We start from the raw sequence: 16,148 nt of genomic DNA, 5'->3' as shown, positions 1-16,148 counted from the left end.
GCTCCTGTTCGTTACGGGGACGGCTCTGATGGCTCTCACGGGCTCTCACGAAGCCGGTGACTCGCCGCACGAGCGGCGTACGACGAGACGGGCGGCGAGGGTGACGGACCGCGCGGGCCGCCCCTCGATGCGGTCGACCAGGGCCCGTACGGCGGCCCGGCCCAGCTCGCCCGTGGGCTGGGCGATCGCGGTGATCGGCGGATCGGTGTGCACGAACCACGGGATGTCGTCGAAGGCGGCCAGCGCGATGTCCTCGGGGACATGCATCCCACGCGCGCGTACGGCGTCCAGCGCGCCGAGCGCCATCAGGTTGTCGGTGGCGAACACGGCCTCGGGCGGCTCGGGCAGGTCGAGGAAGCCCTCGGTCACCCGCCGCCCGCTCTCGGCCTGGAAGTCGCCCTGCCCGATGTAGGCCTCGGGGAGTTCCAGGCCGTACGCGCCGAGCGCCTCCCGGAAGACCTCCACCCGCTCCCGTCCGGTCGTGGTGGCCGCGGGCCCCGCGATGATGGCGAGCCGCCTGTGGCCCAGGCCGTGCAGATGCGCGACGAGATCGCGTACGGCGGCCCGTCCGTCCGCCCGCACCACCGGCACGTCGACGCCCGGGATCCACCGGTCCACGAACACCATCGGCGTCCCCGCACGCACGGCGTCCAGCATGAGCGGCGAGCCGCCGTCGGTGGGGGAGACCAGCAGCCCGTCGATACGGCGGTCCAGCAGGTTCCGTACGTGGTGGTCCTGCAGGTCGGGCCGCTCGTCGGCGTTGCCGATGATGACGCTGTAGCCGAGCGCGCGGGCCTCCTCCTCGACGGAGCGGGCCAGTTCGGTGAAGTAGGGGTTCATCACGTCGCTGATGACCAGGCCGAGGGTGTGGGTCTGGTCCGTGCGCAGGGAACGGGCGACGGCGTTCGGGCGGTAGCCCAGCGCCTCGACGGCGGCCAGCACGCGCGTGCGTGCGTCCGCGCTGACCGACGGATGGTCGTTCAGGACGCGCGACACCGTGGCGACGGAGACACCCGCCTCGGCAGCGACGTCCTTGATGCTCGCCATCGCCGCTCCCACCTCCTTGTGGAATCGATTACACGACTTCGTGTACCGAGGATTGGAATCGATTACACGTGGGTTGATCAAGCCCTCAACCACATCCCGAAACCGGATCGTGATGTCAGACCCCCGCTGTAGCGTCGGATCATGTCCAATCAGGCGGTGGTCGAAGGCGTACTGGAGCGGATCACGTACGCCAACGAGGAGAACGGGTACACGGTCGCCCGGGTCGACACCGGCAGAGGAGCCGGCGACCTCCTCACGGTCGTCGGCGCGCTGCTCGGTGCCCAGGTCGGTGAGTCCCTGCGCATGGAGGGCCGTTGGGGCTCCCACCCCCAGTACGGCAAGCAGTTCACGGTCGAGAACTACACGACGGTGCTGCCGGCCACCGTCCAGGGCATCCGCCGCTACCTCGGCTCGGGCCTCGTCAAGGGCATCGGGCCGGTCTTCGCCGACCGCATCACCCAGCACTTCGGCCTGGACACCCTGCAGATCATCGAGGAGGAGCCCAAGCGCCTCATCGAGGTCCCCGGTCTCGGCCCCAAGCGCACCAAGAAGATCGCCGACGCCTGGGAGGAGCAGAAGGCGATCAAGGAGGTCATGCTCTTCCTCCAGACCGTCGAGGTGTCCACCTCCATCGCCGTGCGCATCTACAAGAAGTACGGCGACGCCTCGATCTCCGTCGTCAAGAACCAGCCGTACCGCCTCGCGGCCGACGTCTGGGGCATCGGCTTCCTCACCGCCGACAAGATCGCCCAGTCCGTGGGCATCCCGCACGACAGCCCCGAGCGCGTGAAGGCAGGCCTGCAGTACGCGCTGTCGCAGGCCACCGACCAGGGCAACTGCTACCTCCCCGAGGAGCAGTTGATCGCCGATGCGGTGAAGCTGCTGCAGGTCGACACCGGCCTGGTCATCGAGTGCCTCGCCGAGCTCGCCCAGCCGCCCGAGGACGGCGAGGACCCCGGTGTCGTACGGGAGAAGGTGCCCGGCCCGGACGGCGGGGACCCGGTGACGGCCGTGTACCTGGTCCCCTTCCACCGCGCCGAACTCTCCCTCTCCGCCCAGCTGTTGCGCCTGCTGCGCACCGACGAGGACCGGATGCCCGGCTTCCACGACGTGGCCTGGGACAAGGCGCTGGCCTGGCTGAAGGACCGTACGGGCGCCGAGCTCGCGCCCGAGCAGGAGGCCGCCGTCAAGCTGGCGCTGACCAAGAAGGTCGCCGTGCTGACCGGCGGCCCCGGCTGCGGCAAGTCCTTCACGGTCCGCTCGATCGTGGAGCTGGCCCGCGCCAAGAAGGCGAGGGTGGTCCTGGCGGCCCCCACGGGCCGCGCCGCCAAACGACTGGCCGAGCTCACCGGAGCCGAGGCCTCCACCGTCCACCGCCTGCTGGAGCTGAAGCCCGGCGGCGACGCGGCGTACGACAAGGACCGCCCGCTCGATGCCGACCTGGTGGTCGTCGACGAGGCCTCCATGCTGGACCTGCTGCTGGCCAACAAGCTGGTGAAAGCGGTCCCGCCGGGCGCCCACCTCCTCTTCGTCGGGGACGTCGACCAACTGCCCAGCGTCGGCGCCGGCGAAGTGCTCCGCGATCTGCTCGCCGAGGGCGGCCCGATCCCTGCGGTGCGCCTCACGCGCGTGTTCCGCCAGGCCCAGCAGTCGGGGGTCGTGACGAACGCGCACCGGATCAACTCCGGTCAGCACCCGGTCACCGACGGCATGAAGGACTTCTTCCTCTTCGTCGAGGACGACACGGAGGAGGCGGGCCGGCTCACGGTGGATGTGGCGGCCCGTCGAATTCCGGCCAAGTTCGGGCTCGACCCGCGCCGGGACGTCCAGGTCCTCGCGCCCATGCACCGAGGACCCGCGGGCGCGGGAAACCTCAACGGCCTGCTCCAGCAGGCCATCACACCCGGCCGCCCCGACCTGCCCGAGAAGCGGTTCGGCGGCCGGGTCTTCCGGGTCGGCGACAAGGTCACCCAGATTCGCAACAATTACGAGAAGGGCAAGAACGGTGTCTTCAACGGCACCGTCGGCGTGGTCACCTCGCTCGACCCGGTCGACCAGCGCCTGACGGTGCTGACCGACGAGGACGAGGAGGTTCCGTACGAATTCGACGAACTGGACGAGTTGGCCCACGCATACGCGGTCACCATTCACCGCTCCCAGGGGAGTGAATATCCCGCCGTGGTGATCCCGGTCACCACCGGAGCCTGGATGATGCTCCAGCGGAACCTGCTGTACACGGCGGTGACCCGCGCCAAGAAGCTGGTCGTGCTCGTCGGTTCACGCAAGGCGATCGGCCAGGCGGTGCGCACGGTGTCGGCCGGACGACGCTGCACGGCACTCGACTTCCGGCTCTCCCCGAGACCTCTGTGAGAGCGCTTCAGACCTCCGTGCGGCCTCTTTGAGACAGGCATCACGAAAAATGATCGATCAAATGAGTCGCGAAGGTCACAGACCACTTCCGGATGGGGAATCAAGGGGGCAGGATGAGCAAGTTGGCGGCACTCAGTGCCGCCAATAGGCCCGATGGTCGACCCCGAGTGCACTCTCCTGAGCCAATTGGGGGAAGGTAGAGACAGTCAGGGCAACCTCGAAGATGAGGCACTACGTCGGTGAGGGAAGACGTGAGCGACAACTCTGTAGTACTGCGGTACGGCGACGGCGAGTACACCTACCCGGTGATCAACAGCACCGTCGGCGACAAGGGCTTCGACATCGGGAAGCTCCGCGCCCAGACCGGACTGGTGACGCTGGACAGCGGTTACGGGAACACCGCCGCCTATAAATCCGCGATCACCTACCTCGACGGCGAGGAAGGCATCCTCCGGTACCGCGGCTACCCGATCGAGCAGCTGGCGGAGCGCTCCACCTTCCTGGAGGTCGCCTACCTGCTGATCAACGGCGAGCTGCCGACCGTCGACGAGCTCTCCGTGTTCAAGAACGACATCACGCAGCACACCCTGCTGCACGAGGACGTCAAGAACTTCTACAAGGGCTTCCCTCGCGACGCCCACCCGATGGCCATGCTGTCGTCGGTCGTCTCGGCGCTGTCCAGCTTCTACCAGGACAGCCACAACCCGTTCGACGAGACGCAGCGCAACCTCTCGACGATCCGCCTTCTCGCCAAGCTTCCGACGATCGCGGCCTACGCCTACAAGAAGTCGATCGGCCACCCGTTCGTCTACCCGCGCAACGACCTCGGTTACGTCGAGAACTTCCTGCGCATGACCTTCTCGGTCCCCGCCCAGGAGTACGACCTCGACCCGGTCGTCGTCTCCGCCCTCGACAAGCTGCTGATCCTGCACGCGGACCACGAGCAGAACTGTTCGACGTCCACGGTCCGTCTGGTCGGCTCGTCCCAGGCGAACATGTTCGCGTCGATCTCGGCCGGGATTTCCGCCCTGTGGGGCCCGCTGCACGGCGGCGCCAACCAGTCCGTCCTCGAGATGCTCGAGGGCATCCAGGCCAACGGCGGCGACGTCGACTCCTTCATCCGCAAGGTGAAGAACAAGGAGGACGGCGTCCGCCTGATGGGCTTCGGCCACCGGGTGTACAAGTCCTTCGACCCGCGCGCGAAGATCATCAAGGCGGCGGCGCACGACGTCCTCTCGGCCCTCGGCAAGTCCGACGAGCTGCTGGACATCGCGCTGAAGCTGGAGGAGCACGCGCTCTCGGACGAGTACTTCGTCTCGCGCAACCTCTACCCGAACGTGGACTTCTACACCGGCCTGATCTACCGCGCCATGGGCTTCCCGACCGAGATGTTCACGGTCCTGTTCGCCCTCGGCCGCCTCCCGGGCTGGATCGCCCAGTGGCACGAGATGATCAAGGAGCCGGGCTCGCGTATCGGCCGTCCGCGCCAGATCTACACGGGCGTGGTCGAGCGCGACTTCGTTCCGGTCGAGGCACGCTGACGCCTCGGGCAAAGACACCTGAGCAAAGAAGAAGGCGCCCTGCCGCCGGTCCCCCCACGGGCCGACGTACAGGGCGCCTTCCCATGTCCCGGTGCGGATTCCCCCCACGGGATCCGGCCGGGCGTCTGTGAAGCCAGCGCCTGAATCGCTGTTGAGCTGTCGAGTGCGGCGAGGGTTGAGCAGAATGAGCAAAACTCGCCGTTCTCATGGTTCTGCGGTCTGCCGGGACAACGCACGCTCGGGAGGGCCGCTCAAAGCTCCCCGGTGTACGTGGCCCCGGCAACGCAACTCTGAGGAAGTCCCCCAAGACATCCTCAGATGCCAGGAAACGCCCCCCAAGACGCTGCCTGACATCGTCAACTTAGACCTTCGAACCCCTTCGATGGTTACGTTCACATCACTGTGATCTGCGTCTCTTGCATATGTCCGTTAGATACGCAAGAGCCCCAATATAGCGATCGGGGTCCAAGCGTAAGGATGATGCGCGAGCCTTGTGAAGAGCTTATGTGAGGCTGGCGCCGGACTCCAGAGGTGCTCTCACCTCGACTTCGACTAACCGCCGGTAACCTCGCTGCGGTTTCAGCGGAATGTCCGCAGCCGAAGGCTGTTCGTGACCACGAACACCGACGAGAAGGCCATCGCGGCCCCGGCGATCATCGGATTCAGCAGCCCGGCGGCGGCCAGCGGCAGCGCGGCCACGTTGTACCCGAAGGCCCACACCAGGTTGCCCTTGATAGTGGACAGCGTCCTGCGGGACAGCCGGATCGCGTCCGCCGCCACCCGCAGATCCCCGCGCACGAGCGTCAGATCGCCCGCCTCGATCGCCGCGTCCGTACCGGTCCCCATCGCCAGCCCCAGATCGGCGGTGGCCAGCGCGGCCGCGTCGTTGACGCCGTCGCCGACCATGGCGACCGTCCGCCCCTCGGCCTGCAGTCGCCGCACGGCCTCCACCTTGTCCTCGGGCAGGACCTCCGCGATCACCTGCTCGATCCCGACCTCGCGCGCCACCGCCTGAGCGACGGCCTGGTTGTCCCCGGTCAGCAGCACCGGCGTGAGCCCCAGCGCGCGCAGCTCGCGCACCGCCTGGGCGCTGGTCTCCTTTACCGCGTCGGCGACGGCGATGACACCGCGTGCCACGCCGTCCCAGCCGACCACGACGGCCGTACGTCCGTCCTTCTCGGCCGCGTCCTTCGCACGGGCCAGCTCCTGCGGCAGCTCCGCGGTGTACTCGGCCAGCCGCCCCACGGCCACGTCATGGCCCTCCACGCGCCCGCGTACGCCTCGCCCGGGCACGTTCTCGAACCCCTCGACCCCCGGAAGCCGCCCGGCCCGCTGCTCGGCGCCCACGGCGACCGCCCGGGCCACGGGATGCTCGGAGGCGTGTTCGACGGCGCCCGCGAGCCGCAGCACCTCCTCCTCGTCGGCGCCGGCGGCGACGTACACCTCGTGGAAGGTCATGCGGCCGGTGGTGACCGTTCCGGTCTTGTCGAGTACGACGGTGTCGACGCGGCGCGTGGACTCCAGGACCTCGGGGCCCTTGATGAGGATGCCGAGCTGGGCGCCGCGCCCCGTGCCGACCATCAGCGCGGTCGGTGTGGCCAGGCCCAGCGCGCACGGGCAGGCGATGATCAGGACCGCGACGGCCGCGGTGAACGCGGCCACGGTGTCACCGGTGATGCCGAGCCACACCCCGAACGTACCGAGCGCGATCATGATGACGACGGGCACGAAGACCGCCGAGATCCGGTCGGCGAGCCGCTGCACCTCGGCCTTGCCGTTCTGGGCGTCCTCCACCAGCTTCGCCATCCGCGCGAGCTGTGTGTCGGCGCCGACCCGGGCGGCCTCAACGACCAGTCGCCCGCCGGCGTTGACCGTGGCCCCGGTGACGGCGTCGCCCACGCCCACGTCCACCGGCACCGACTCGCCGGTCAGCATCGAGGCGTCCACGGCGGACGCGCCCTCGACGACGGTGCCGTCGGTCGCGATCTTCTCCCCGGGCCGTACGACGAAACGGTCCCCGACGGCCAGTCGGGACACGGGGATACGGGTCTCACGGCCGTCGCGCAGTACGGACACGTCCTTGGCGCCCAGCTCCATCAGCGCCCTGAGCGCCGCGCCCGCACGCCGCTTGGAGCGGGCCTCCAGATAGCGGCCGAGCAGGATGAAGGCGACGACGCCGGCGGCGACCTCGAGGTAGATCGTGGAGGCCCCGTCCATGCGCGAGACGGTGAACCTGAACTCGTCGTGCATGCCAGGCATGCCCGCATCGCCGAAGAACAGCGCCCACAGCGACCAGCCGAACGCGGCCAGCGTGCCCACCGAGACCAGCGTGTCCATGGTGGCCGCGCCGTGCCGGGCGTTCGTCCAGGCCGCCTTGTGGAAGGGCAGCCCGCCCCAGACGACCACGGGCGCGGCGAGCGTGAGCGCCAGCCACTGCCAGTTGTCGAACTGCAGGGCCGGGATCATCGACAGCAGTACGACGGGGAGTGCGAGCAGGGCGGAGACGGTGAACCGCCCGCGGTAGGAAGCCAGTTCGGGATCTTCTGGAGTCTCCCGCTCGGCGGGCTCCGGCTGCGGCGGGGCCGGCTCCTCGGCCGTGTACCCCGTCTTCACCACGGTGGCGATCAGGTCGGCGACCTGGATGCCCGCGGGGTAGCTCACCTTCGCCTTCTCCGTCGCGAAGTTCACCGTGGCGATGACGCCGTCCATGCGGTTGAGCTTCTTCTCGACGCGGGCCGCGCAGGAGGCGCAGGTCATCCCGCCGATGAGCAGCTCGACCTCGGAGGCGTCCGCCGCCGTGCGTATCGGTGCCGGTGTCTCTGTGGTGGTGCTGCTCATCTCGGGCTCCCCGGCTTCGGTCAGGCCTGGCCGACGAGTTCGAAGCCCGCCTCGTCTACCGCGGCGCGCACGGCGGCCTCGTCGAGCGGGGCGGCGGAGACGACGGTGACCTCACCGGACGCGGCGACGGCCGTCACCGAGCTGACACCGGGGAGCTCCAGGATCTCACCGGAGACGGAACCCTCGCAGTGTCCGCAGCTCATCCCGCTGACCTTGTAGACGGCGGTGACGGTACCCGGGGTGTCGGTCTGGGCGGTCATGTCGTTCTCCTCGTCGAGGCGTGTGGGGCTGCGGGGGCCCACGGGAGGCCCTCCACTCCTCACAGTATACCCCTAGGGGGTACCCATCCAAGGAGGGGCGCGGCAGTCAGACGGTTCGCGTCGTGGTGGCGTCGGCACCCTCCGGGGCGCCCAGCCGGTCGCCGACCACGGGCCCGAGATAGCGGATCAGTACGTTCTTGATCTCCTGGGTGTAGGCGTCGCGCTCGGCGCCCTCGTGGGCGAGGACCAGCTCCAGACCCGCCTTGTACATGCCGAGGCAGACATGTGCGGTACGGGTGACGTCGGCCGGGGGTGCGTCCGGCAGCAGTGAGAACAGCAGGGCCTCGATGCGGGAGACCAGGGTCGCGTGCAGGGCGTCGTGCTCCTCGGCGATCCGGCCGGGGATGTCGGGGCCGTGCATCAGTGCGAAGAACACCGGGTGATCGCAGTTGAAGGCGATGAACCGGTCCACGGCGGCGCCGACCGCCTCCTCCAGCGGGGTCGCCGGGTCGACCGGCGCGAGTGCCTCGCCGTACGCCTCCCGCATCTCGTGCATCAGCCGGTCGCCCAGCTCGATCGCGATCGCTTCCTTGTTCGGGAAGAACTGGTACAGCGTGCCCGGTGAGACGCCGGCCTCGCGGGCGATGGCGTTGGTGCTGGCGGCCGTGTAGCCGGTGGTGCAGAAGACGGCGGCGGCGGCTTCCAGGAGCTGGGCGATGCGGCGCTCGCCGCGGGCCTGGCGGCGGCGCGGCTGTTCCTTCTGCGGGTTGTCGGGCACGCGTTATCCCCAGTTCTCCGAACGCGATTGACAAACGCGAGCGGTCGCTCGCATTCTGGATCCAGGTGAAACGCGAGCGCTCTCTCGTGTTTGCCAGTCTATGGTTTCCACGGTGAAGGGGACACCGCACGATGACCGAAGTCAACAAGCCACCGCGCCCGGGGGGCTGGACCCGCTTCGTGACCGCCCGGCCGCGGCTCTCGCTGCTGGTGGCCCTGGTCATCACCGCGCTCGCCGTGCTGGCCGGCAGCGGGGTCGCCGACCGCCTGGGCAGCGGCGGCTGGGAGGACCCGGACGCCCAGTCGACGTACGCGACCAAGGCCCTGGAGCGCGAGTTCCCGGACTCCCAGCCCAACCTGCTGCTGCTCGTCGACTCGGGCCACTCCTCGGTGGACGGCCCCTCCGTCGCCGCCGAGGCCCGGCGCCTCACCGCGCGCCTGGCCGGTGAGAAGGGCGTCATAGGTGTCGGCTCCTACTGGCAGTCGAAGTCGCCGGCCCTCCGGGCGAAGGACGGCCACGAGGCGCTGATCGCCGCGCACATCACGGGTGACGAGAAGGCGATGGGCGACACCCTGGACCGCATCGCGCCCCACTACCGCGGCACACACGGACCGGTGAAGGTCAAGGTCGGCGGCATCGTCGCCGTGCGGCACGAGATGCAGACGATCATCAAGGAGGACCTGACCCGCGCCGAGATGATCGCCCTGCCGGTGACACTCGTGCTGCTGGTGATGGTCTTCGGGTCGGCGATCGCCGCCCTGCTGCCGCTGGGCATCGGCATCGTCGCGATCCTCGGCACGAACGCGGTGCTGCGCGGACTGACCGAGTTCACGGACGTGTCCGTCTTCGCGATGAACCTCACCACGGCCCTGGGCCTGGGCCTGGCCATCGACTACGCGCTGTTCATCGTCCGCCGCTTCCGTGAGGAACTGTCCACCGGCGCCGAACCATTGACGGCGGTGGGCACCACCCTGCGCACAGCGGGCCGCACGGTCCTCTTCTCGTCCCTCACGGTCGCGGTCTCCCTTGCGGCGATGCTGCTCTTCCCGCAGTACTTCCTGCGGTCCTTCGCATACGCCGGTATAGCGGTGGTCCTGCTGGCCGCCGCGGCCGCGCTGATCCTGCTCCCGGCGGCCCTGATCCTGCTCGGGCACCGGGTCAACGCCCTGGATCTGCGGCGCCTGTTCCGGCGCGGGCAGCCGGCGAAGACGTCCGGCGAGGAGGGCACGGCGTGGGCGCGCATGGCGACCCTCGTGATGCGCCGGGCCCCGCTCTTCGCCGTGGCGACCACTGTTGTCCTGATCGTCCTCGGACTGCCCTTCCTGGGCGTGAAGTTCGGCACCGCGGACGACCGCCAACTCCCCTCGACCGCAGAGTCCCACGTGGTCCAGCAGCACATCCGCGACGGCTTCCCGGGCAGCCCCGGCGGCGGCCTGGAGGTGCTCGCCGAGGGGAAGGCGACCCCCGCGCAGTACACCGCGTACAAGGACCGGACAGCCGCCCTGCCCGGCGTGCTGAGGGTCGACGGCCCGCTGGTCAAGGGGCAGTCGGCGTACTTCACGGTGCTGCCGAAGGGGGAGGCCGTGGACGACGCGGCCCAGCGCCTGGTGGGCGAACTGCGCACCATGGACGCCCCCTTCGACACCAAGGTGACCGGCACGGCGGCGGTCCTGGTCGACTCCAAGCACGCCATAGCCGAGCGCCTGCCCTGGGCGGCCGCCTTCATCGCGATCGTCACCCTGCTCCTGGTCTTCCTGCTGACCGGCAGCGTGCTGATACCGATCCAGGCAGTGGTGCTCAACGCGCTCAGCCTGACCGCCATGTTCGGCGCGGTGGTCTGGGTCTTCCAGGACGGCCACCTCTCCGGCCTCCTCGGCTTCACCAGCCCCGGCTCCATAGAGACCACCCTGCCGGTCCTGATGTTCTGCGTGGCCTTCGGCCTCTCCATGGACTACGGCGTCTTCCTGCTCTCCCGCATCAAGGAGGAGTACGACAGAACGGGCGACCACAACGAGGCGGTCCGCCACGGCCTGCAGCGCACGGGCGGCCTGATCACGGCAGCGGCGGTGATCCTGGCGGTGGTGATGGTCGCCATCGGGACGTCCCGGGTGACCAACACCAAGATGCTCGGTCTGGGCATCGCCCTGGCAGTGCTGATGGACGCGATGATCGTCCGGAGCCTGCTGGTTCCGGCGGTGATGAGGCTGACGGGCAGGGCGACTTGGTGGGCGCCGGGGCCGCTGCGGAGGTTCCACGAACGGTTCGGCTTGAGCGAAGGGGCCGAGGAGCGCCCCAATAGGGGCGCGGGGAACGGCGCGACCAGCCACGATGTACCCGCAGACCGCGACGGCGATGGGAGCGCACATGAGAGCGGTGGTATTCGAGCAATACGGTGAGCCGGCCAACGTACGCGACGTACCCGACCCCCGCCCCGCCGACCACGGAGTGGTCGTACGGGTCGAGGCCACCGGCCTCTGCCGAAGCGACTGGCACGGCTGGCAGGGCCACGACCCGGACATCACGCTCCCGCACGTACCCGGACATGAACTCGCCGGCGTAGTGGAGGCAGTCGGCGCCGGCGTGAGCAACTGGCACCCCGGCGACAGAGTCACCGTCCCCTTCGTCTGCGCCTGCGGTACCTGCGGAGCATGCGCCGCGGGGGACCAGCAGGTGTGCGAGCGCCAGACCCAGCCCGGCTTCACGCACTGGGGCTCGTTCGCGCAGTATGTGGCACTGAACCACGCCGACGTGAACCTCGTGGCCGTACCTCAGGAGCTGTCGTTCGCCACAGCGGCAGCGCTGGGCTGCCGGTTCGCCACGGCGTTCCGTGCGGTCGTACAGCAGGGCCGGGTGGCGGCGGGGGAGTGGGTCGCGGTGCACGGCTGCGGGGGCGTGGGCCTGTCCGCGGTGATGATCGCGGCGGCGTCGGGGGCGCGGGTGATCGCGGTGGACGTATCGCCCGGGGCCCTGGACCTGGCGCGGAAGTTCGGTGCGGCGGAGTGCGTGGACGGATCGACGACGCCGGACACGGCCGCGGAGATCCGTGAACTGACAGGCGGCGGCGCCCAGTTGTCCCTCGACGCCCTGGGCTCACCCGCCACCTGCGCCGCTTCCGTGAACGGCCTGCGCCGCCGCGGCCGCCACGTCCAGGTGGGCCTGCTCCCGTCTCCCACCGGTACGACCCCCGTCCCGATGGCCCGAGCGATCGCCCTGGAGCTCGAACTCCTCGGCAGCCACGGCATGGCGGCGCACACCTACCCGCCGATGCTGGAGCTGGTCGGAGCGGGCGTCCTGCGCCCCGACCTGCTGGTCACATCCACGATCACCCTGGACGCGACCCCCGACGCCCTGGCGGCGATGGGGACGGCGCCGGGAGCGGGCGTGACGGTCATCGAGCCGTGTAGCTGAGGGCGGCCCACTCGCGGGGCAGACGACTGTGCCCCACGGGGCAGGTGGGGCACAGGTCCGGTCCTTTTCGAGGAGGTCAGGAGGTCAGGAGGCCGCGAGGCCGAGAGGCCGGGTGCTCACGAGGCCACGAGGCCGGGAAGTCACGAGGTCGGGTGGTCACGGGGCTCGTCGTCTCTGCGGCCGCGGTTTCCGGGCCTGGAGGCGACCCAGGCCCGGACCGTGTCCGCGTACCAGAAGGGCTTGCCGCCCTCGACGTGGTCGGGCGGCGGCAGCAGCCCGTGCTTGCGGTAGGACCGCACGGTGTCCGGCTGCACCTTGATGTGCGCCGCGATCTCCTTGTACGACCAGAGCCTTCGGTCGGTCATGGGTAGCACCTCCCCGCGCGCACCGCGGGGGCGGCCGGGGGCGGCCGTCGGGGGAGCCGGGCGCTGCGCTGGCGATCACAGATCTGTGCCTGGTCAACGACGGAGCGTGAACGGAGGCAGGGTCTGTGGGCCGGGTGTGACGCACGGCTCGCGTACATGCGACACGTGTGACAGGACGGAGGTGTTTGTGACACAAGTGCCGCAAGGCACCGGTGGGCTCAGAAGTGTGGCGCGTTGACATCGGCGAGGTGGGCCGGACCCGCTGCGCCGGGCCCGGCCCACCGGCTCCCCCGGTTCCCCGTGGCGGTGCCGTCGGAGACCTCCCCCCAGGGATCACCGGCCGGACGATCAGCGTGCATTCAGCGGACCCTGCCGGTCTTGGAAAAAACCGCACTTCGCGTGGATGTGAGCAAGAGACTCGTCGCCTCGCCGGTCATCCGGTCGGCCGCAGGCGCACCCGGCTGCGACACCGGCGGAATCACCCGGGCCATGGTGAACTCCCGCGGGGTGCACCCCGTCATCGCCCTGAACTCCCCGCTCAGATGCGCCTGGTCGTAGAAACCGCAGATCGCCGCCGTCTCCGCCTGTCCGCGCCCCTGAGCCAGCAACCGCCGCGCCCGCTGCAGCCGCAGCACCCGTGCCGCGACCTTCGGCCCGAGCCCGATCTGCTCCCGGAACCGGTTCTCCAACTGCCGTACGCTCCAGCCGACCTCGTCGGCGAGCGACCGTACCGGTACCGCACCCCACGTCCGCACCAGCTCCGACCAGGCCTGCACGACCCGTACCGAACTCGGCGTCCCGGCCTGGGACCAGTGCGTCAACACGTCGTCGAGCAGCCCGAACCGCTGCTCCCAGGTCGGCAACGAGGCCAGCGCGGCGGAGAGTTCGCGGATGGTGTTGCGACAGTCGCCCGCTCGGCGCGTGCCCAGGGCGTGCGGGAGATCGTCGGGGGCGATGGTGCGGTCGATGAGTTCGTACAGCGGGGTGCCGAAGAGGGTGAACGCGGCCCACGGCATCATCAGCACCTCGATGCCCGACAGACGTCCGCTGTGCTCGCCCACGGCCGGCGTGGTCGTCGGCCCGGCGAACACGGACACCAGCGTCACCGGTGCCCGGCCCGCCCGCGTGACGCTCACCGGCTGCTCGAACCCGAGCAACAGCGTCGCGGCCCCGATCGGCGCCTCCAGCCGCCGCCGAGGCCGGTCCAACGCCAGCCGGATCCCCCGATAACTGATCACCGCAGGCCGCAACCGAGGATCCGGCCGCGCAAGCACGGTCTCCCACGACCCCCAGGGGCCTTGGCCCGACCGACTGCGCAGCTCGACCGACATCCGCCCTCCCGCGCTGAAGTCGAGGGCACACATGCTCCTACGTGAGCTGCAGCATGCCTAGGGGCGCGGGGCTGTATCGATTTGCGGCTCCGCCGCGTGGGCGCGGCCAGCCACGTACAAGCGGCACTCGCACTGCTACAGATCCCGGCACATCCGTAGGCGTTCCTACGCCCCACAGGACCGCAGAAACGCCCGAGTCCGCCGAGCAATCGGCAACGGCCGATCCGCCTCGCAGGGATACATGTCCTGCTCGACGATGGCGAACAGATCCACGTCCAGCTTCTGAGCCGCCTCCAGAACGGGCCCGAGCGCGGGCACCCCCGCAGGGGGTTCGCACATCACGCCCCGCGCCACGGCCGGCCCGAACGGCACCTGATTGGCCCGCACGTCCGCCAGGATCTCCGGATCCACCTGCTTGAGATGCAGGTACCCGATCCGCTCCCCGTACGTCTCGATCAGCTTGACGCTGTCGCCACCGCAGTACGCGTAGTGCCCCGTGTCCAGGCACAGCGACACCAGACCGGAGTCCGTCCCGTCCAGGAACCGGACGACGTTCTCCTCGCTGTCGATATGCGTGTCGGCATGCGGATGGACGACGATCTGCAGCCCGTACCGCTCGCGAACCTCCCGCCCCAACCGCTCGGTCAGCGAGGTCAGATTCCGCCACTGTTCGGCCGTCAGCGTGTCCGGCTCCAGCACCTCACCGGTCTTGTCGTCCCGCCAGAAGGACGGGATGACCACCAGATGGGACGCGCCCATGGCCTGCGCGAGCACCGCGTTGTCGGCGACATGAGCCCAGGTCTTCTCCCAGACCGCCTCGCCGTGGTGCAGGCCCGTGAACACGGTCCCCGCCGACACCTTCAGGCCACGCCGGGAGGTCTCCTCCGTGAGGACGGCCGGATCGGTCGGCAGATACCCGTACGGACCCAGCTCGATCCACTCGTAGCCGGACTGCGCGACCTCGTCGAGGAAGCGCTGCCAGGGGACCTGCTGCGGGTCGTCGGGGAACCACACACCCCATGAGTCGGGAGCCGACCCGATCCGGATGCGGGACAGTGAGGAGGGAGGTGACAACGACGTCATGTCGGTCAGCTTCCGGGCGCGGGTAAGCGCTGTCAAGGTGTCGTCCGAATGTCTGGACAAAACATTGACAGGGTTCCGCGTGCGGGGCTAAAAACGCGGGGAGAGCCGTAACGAAGGGAAGCCGATGGCGTACGACCTGATCACCATGGGGCGCATCGGAGTGGATCTGTATCCGCTCCAGACCGGTGTCCCGCTGCCGCAGGTGACGAGCTTCGGCAAGTTCCTCGGCGGCTCGGCGACGAACGTCGCGGTCGCCGCCGCCCGCCTCGGACGCCGTACGGCGGTGATCACACGCACCGGCGACGACCCCTTCGGCGCGTACCTCCACGAGGCCCTGCAGGGCTTCGGCGTCGACGACCGCTGGGTCACCCCGGTGCAGGGCCTGCCCACCCCGGTCACCTTCTGCGAGATCTTCCCGCCGGACGACTTCCCGCTCTACTTCTACCGGCAGCCCAAGGCCCCCGACCTGGAGATAGACGCCCACGAGCTCGACCTCGACGGCATCCGGGACGCCCGTATCTTCTGGGTCACCGGCACCGGCCTGAGCGAGGAGCCCAGCCGTACGGCGACGCTGGCGGCGCTCGCCCACCGGGCCAGAGCCGGCACCACGGTCTTCGACCTCGACTGGCGCCCGATGTTCTGGAAGGACCCGGCAGCCGCCCGCCCGTTCTACCAAGAGGCCCTGCGCCACACCACCGTCGCGGTCGGCAACCTCGACGAGGTGGAGGTCGCCACCGGAGTGCGCGAACCGCAGGCCGCCGCCCAGGCGTTGCTCGACGCCGGTGTCGAACTCGCCGTGGTCAAGCAGGGCCCCAAGGGCGTCCTCGCCGTCAACAGCAAGGGCGAGTCCGCCGAGGTCCCGCCCCTCCCGGTCAATGTCCTAAACGGCCTCGGCGCCGGAGACGCCTTCGGCGGCTCCCTCTGCCACGGCCTGCTGGAGGGCTGGGACCTGGAGACGATCATGCGGCACGCCAACGCGGCCGGCGCGATCGTCGCCTCCCGCCTGGAGTGCTCCTCCGCCATGCCGACCACCGACGAGATCGAGACCGCACTCAAGGCCGGAGCGGTGCTGTGAGCACGCGCCGCCGCCGCAAGGGCGTGGACGAGACGGGCGACACGGGCTGCCT

12 protein-coding genes are annotated in these 16,148 nt (G+C 69.7%); 5 read left to right on the top strand and 7 right to left on the bottom strand.

The window, feature by feature from the left end; all coding sequences use genetic code 11:
- Positions 1–45: 45 nt before the first annotated feature.
- Entirely contained in the window at positions 46–1,047 is a 1,002-nt protein-coding gene (locus tag ACFY10_RS06135; RefSeq protein ID WP_390663836.1) for a LacI family DNA-binding transcriptional regulator, read from the bottom strand.
- A gap of 141 nt (positions 1,048–1,188) precedes the next feature.
- Here ACFY10_RS06135 and ACFY10_RS06130 point away from each other — a divergent pair, with 141 nt between their 5' ends.
- Both ACFY10_RS06130 and ACFY10_RS06125 read left to right on the top strand, forming a co-directional pair.
- Entirely contained in the window at positions 1,189–3,417 is a 2,229-nt protein-coding gene (locus tag ACFY10_RS06130) for an ATP-dependent RecD-like DNA helicase (RefSeq protein WP_390663835.1), read from the top strand.
- 251 nt (positions 3,418–3,668) lie between these two features.
- Positions 3,669–4,958, top strand: coding sequence for a citrate synthase (locus ACFY10_RS06125; RefSeq protein ID WP_390663834.1), 1,290 nt, complete (start codon positions 3,669–3,671; stop codon positions 4,956–4,958).
- Positions 4,959–5,537: 579 nt separating this feature from the next.
- Here the strand turns inward: ACFY10_RS06125 and ACFY10_RS06120 are convergent.
- The 3 genes from ACFY10_RS06120 to ACFY10_RS06110 form a co-directional block, all read right to left on the bottom strand.
- Positions 5,538–7,796: a heavy metal translocating P-type ATPase gene (locus ACFY10_RS06120; protein WP_390663833.1), complete on the bottom strand. Its 2,259-nt coding sequence runs from the start codon at positions 7,794–7,796 to the stop codon at positions 5,538–5,540.
- Between the two features lie 20 nt (positions 7,797–7,816).
- The gene (locus ACFY10_RS06115; protein ID WP_390663832.1) at positions 7,817–8,056 is read right to left on the bottom strand and encodes a heavy-metal-associated domain-containing protein; all 240 of its coding nucleotides are present in this window, start codon (positions 8,054–8,056) and stop codon (positions 7,817–7,819) included.
- A 106-nt stretch (positions 8,057–8,162) separates the two neighbouring features.
- Positions 8,163–8,834, bottom strand: coding sequence for a TetR/AcrR family transcriptional regulator (locus tag ACFY10_RS06110; protein ID WP_390663831.1), 672 nt, complete (start codon positions 8,832–8,834; stop codon positions 8,163–8,165).
- A 131-nt stretch (positions 8,835–8,965) separates the two neighbouring features.
- Between ACFY10_RS06110 and ACFY10_RS06105 the strand changes: the two genes are divergently transcribed.
- Together ACFY10_RS06105 and ACFY10_RS06100 are read left to right on the top strand one after the other, a co-directional pair.
- Positions 8,966–11,230: an MMPL family transporter gene (locus ACFY10_RS06105; RefSeq protein ID WP_390663830.1), complete on the top strand. Its 2,265-nt coding sequence runs from the start codon at positions 8,966–8,968 to the stop codon at positions 11,228–11,230.
- A complete protein-coding gene (locus ACFY10_RS06100) occupies positions 11,199–12,242 on the top strand; it encodes a zinc-dependent alcohol dehydrogenase family protein (RefSeq protein ID WP_390663829.1) in 1,044 nt (347 codons plus the stop codon). Before ACFY10_RS06105 ends, ACFY10_RS06100 begins: the two co-directional genes overlap by 32 nt.
- 140 nt (positions 12,243–12,382) lie before the next feature.
- Here ACFY10_RS06100 and ACFY10_RS06095 read toward each other — a convergent pair whose 3' ends face one another.
- From ACFY10_RS06095 to ACFY10_RS06085, 3 genes are all read right to left on the bottom strand, one after another.
- A complete protein-coding gene (locus ACFY10_RS06095) occupies positions 12,383–12,607 on the bottom strand; it encodes a helix-turn-helix transcriptional regulator (protein WP_390663828.1) in 225 nt (74 codons plus the stop codon).
- A gap of 359 nt (positions 12,608–12,966) precedes the next feature.
- Positions 12,967–13,815, bottom strand: a complete 849-nt coding sequence (locus ACFY10_RS06090; protein ID WP_390663827.1) for a helix-turn-helix domain-containing protein — start codon at positions 13,813–13,815, stop codon at positions 12,967–12,969.
- Between the two features lie 288 nt (positions 13,816–14,103).
- Positions 14,104–15,021: a sugar phosphate isomerase/epimerase family protein gene (locus ACFY10_RS06085; RefSeq protein WP_390663826.1), complete on the bottom strand. Its 918-nt coding sequence runs from the start codon at positions 15,019–15,021 to the stop codon at positions 14,104–14,106.
- Positions 15,022–15,145: 124 nt separating this feature from the next.
- Here ACFY10_RS06085 and iolC point away from each other — a divergent pair, with 124 nt between their 5' ends.
- Positions 15,146–16,096, top strand: coding sequence for a 5-dehydro-2-deoxygluconokinase (iolC, locus tag ACFY10_RS06080; protein ID WP_390663825.1), 951 nt, complete (start codon positions 15,146–15,148; stop codon positions 16,094–16,096).
- Positions 16,097–16,148: the final 52 nt, after the last annotated feature.

This window comes from Streptomyces sp. NPDC001401 (genome assembly GCF_042895385.1).
Taxonomy (GTDB): domain Bacteria; phylum Actinomycetota; class Actinomycetes; order Streptomycetales; family Streptomycetaceae; genus Streptomyces.
Note: the sequence above shows the minus strand (reverse complement) of the source record. Positions and strands in the feature narration are given on the sequence as shown.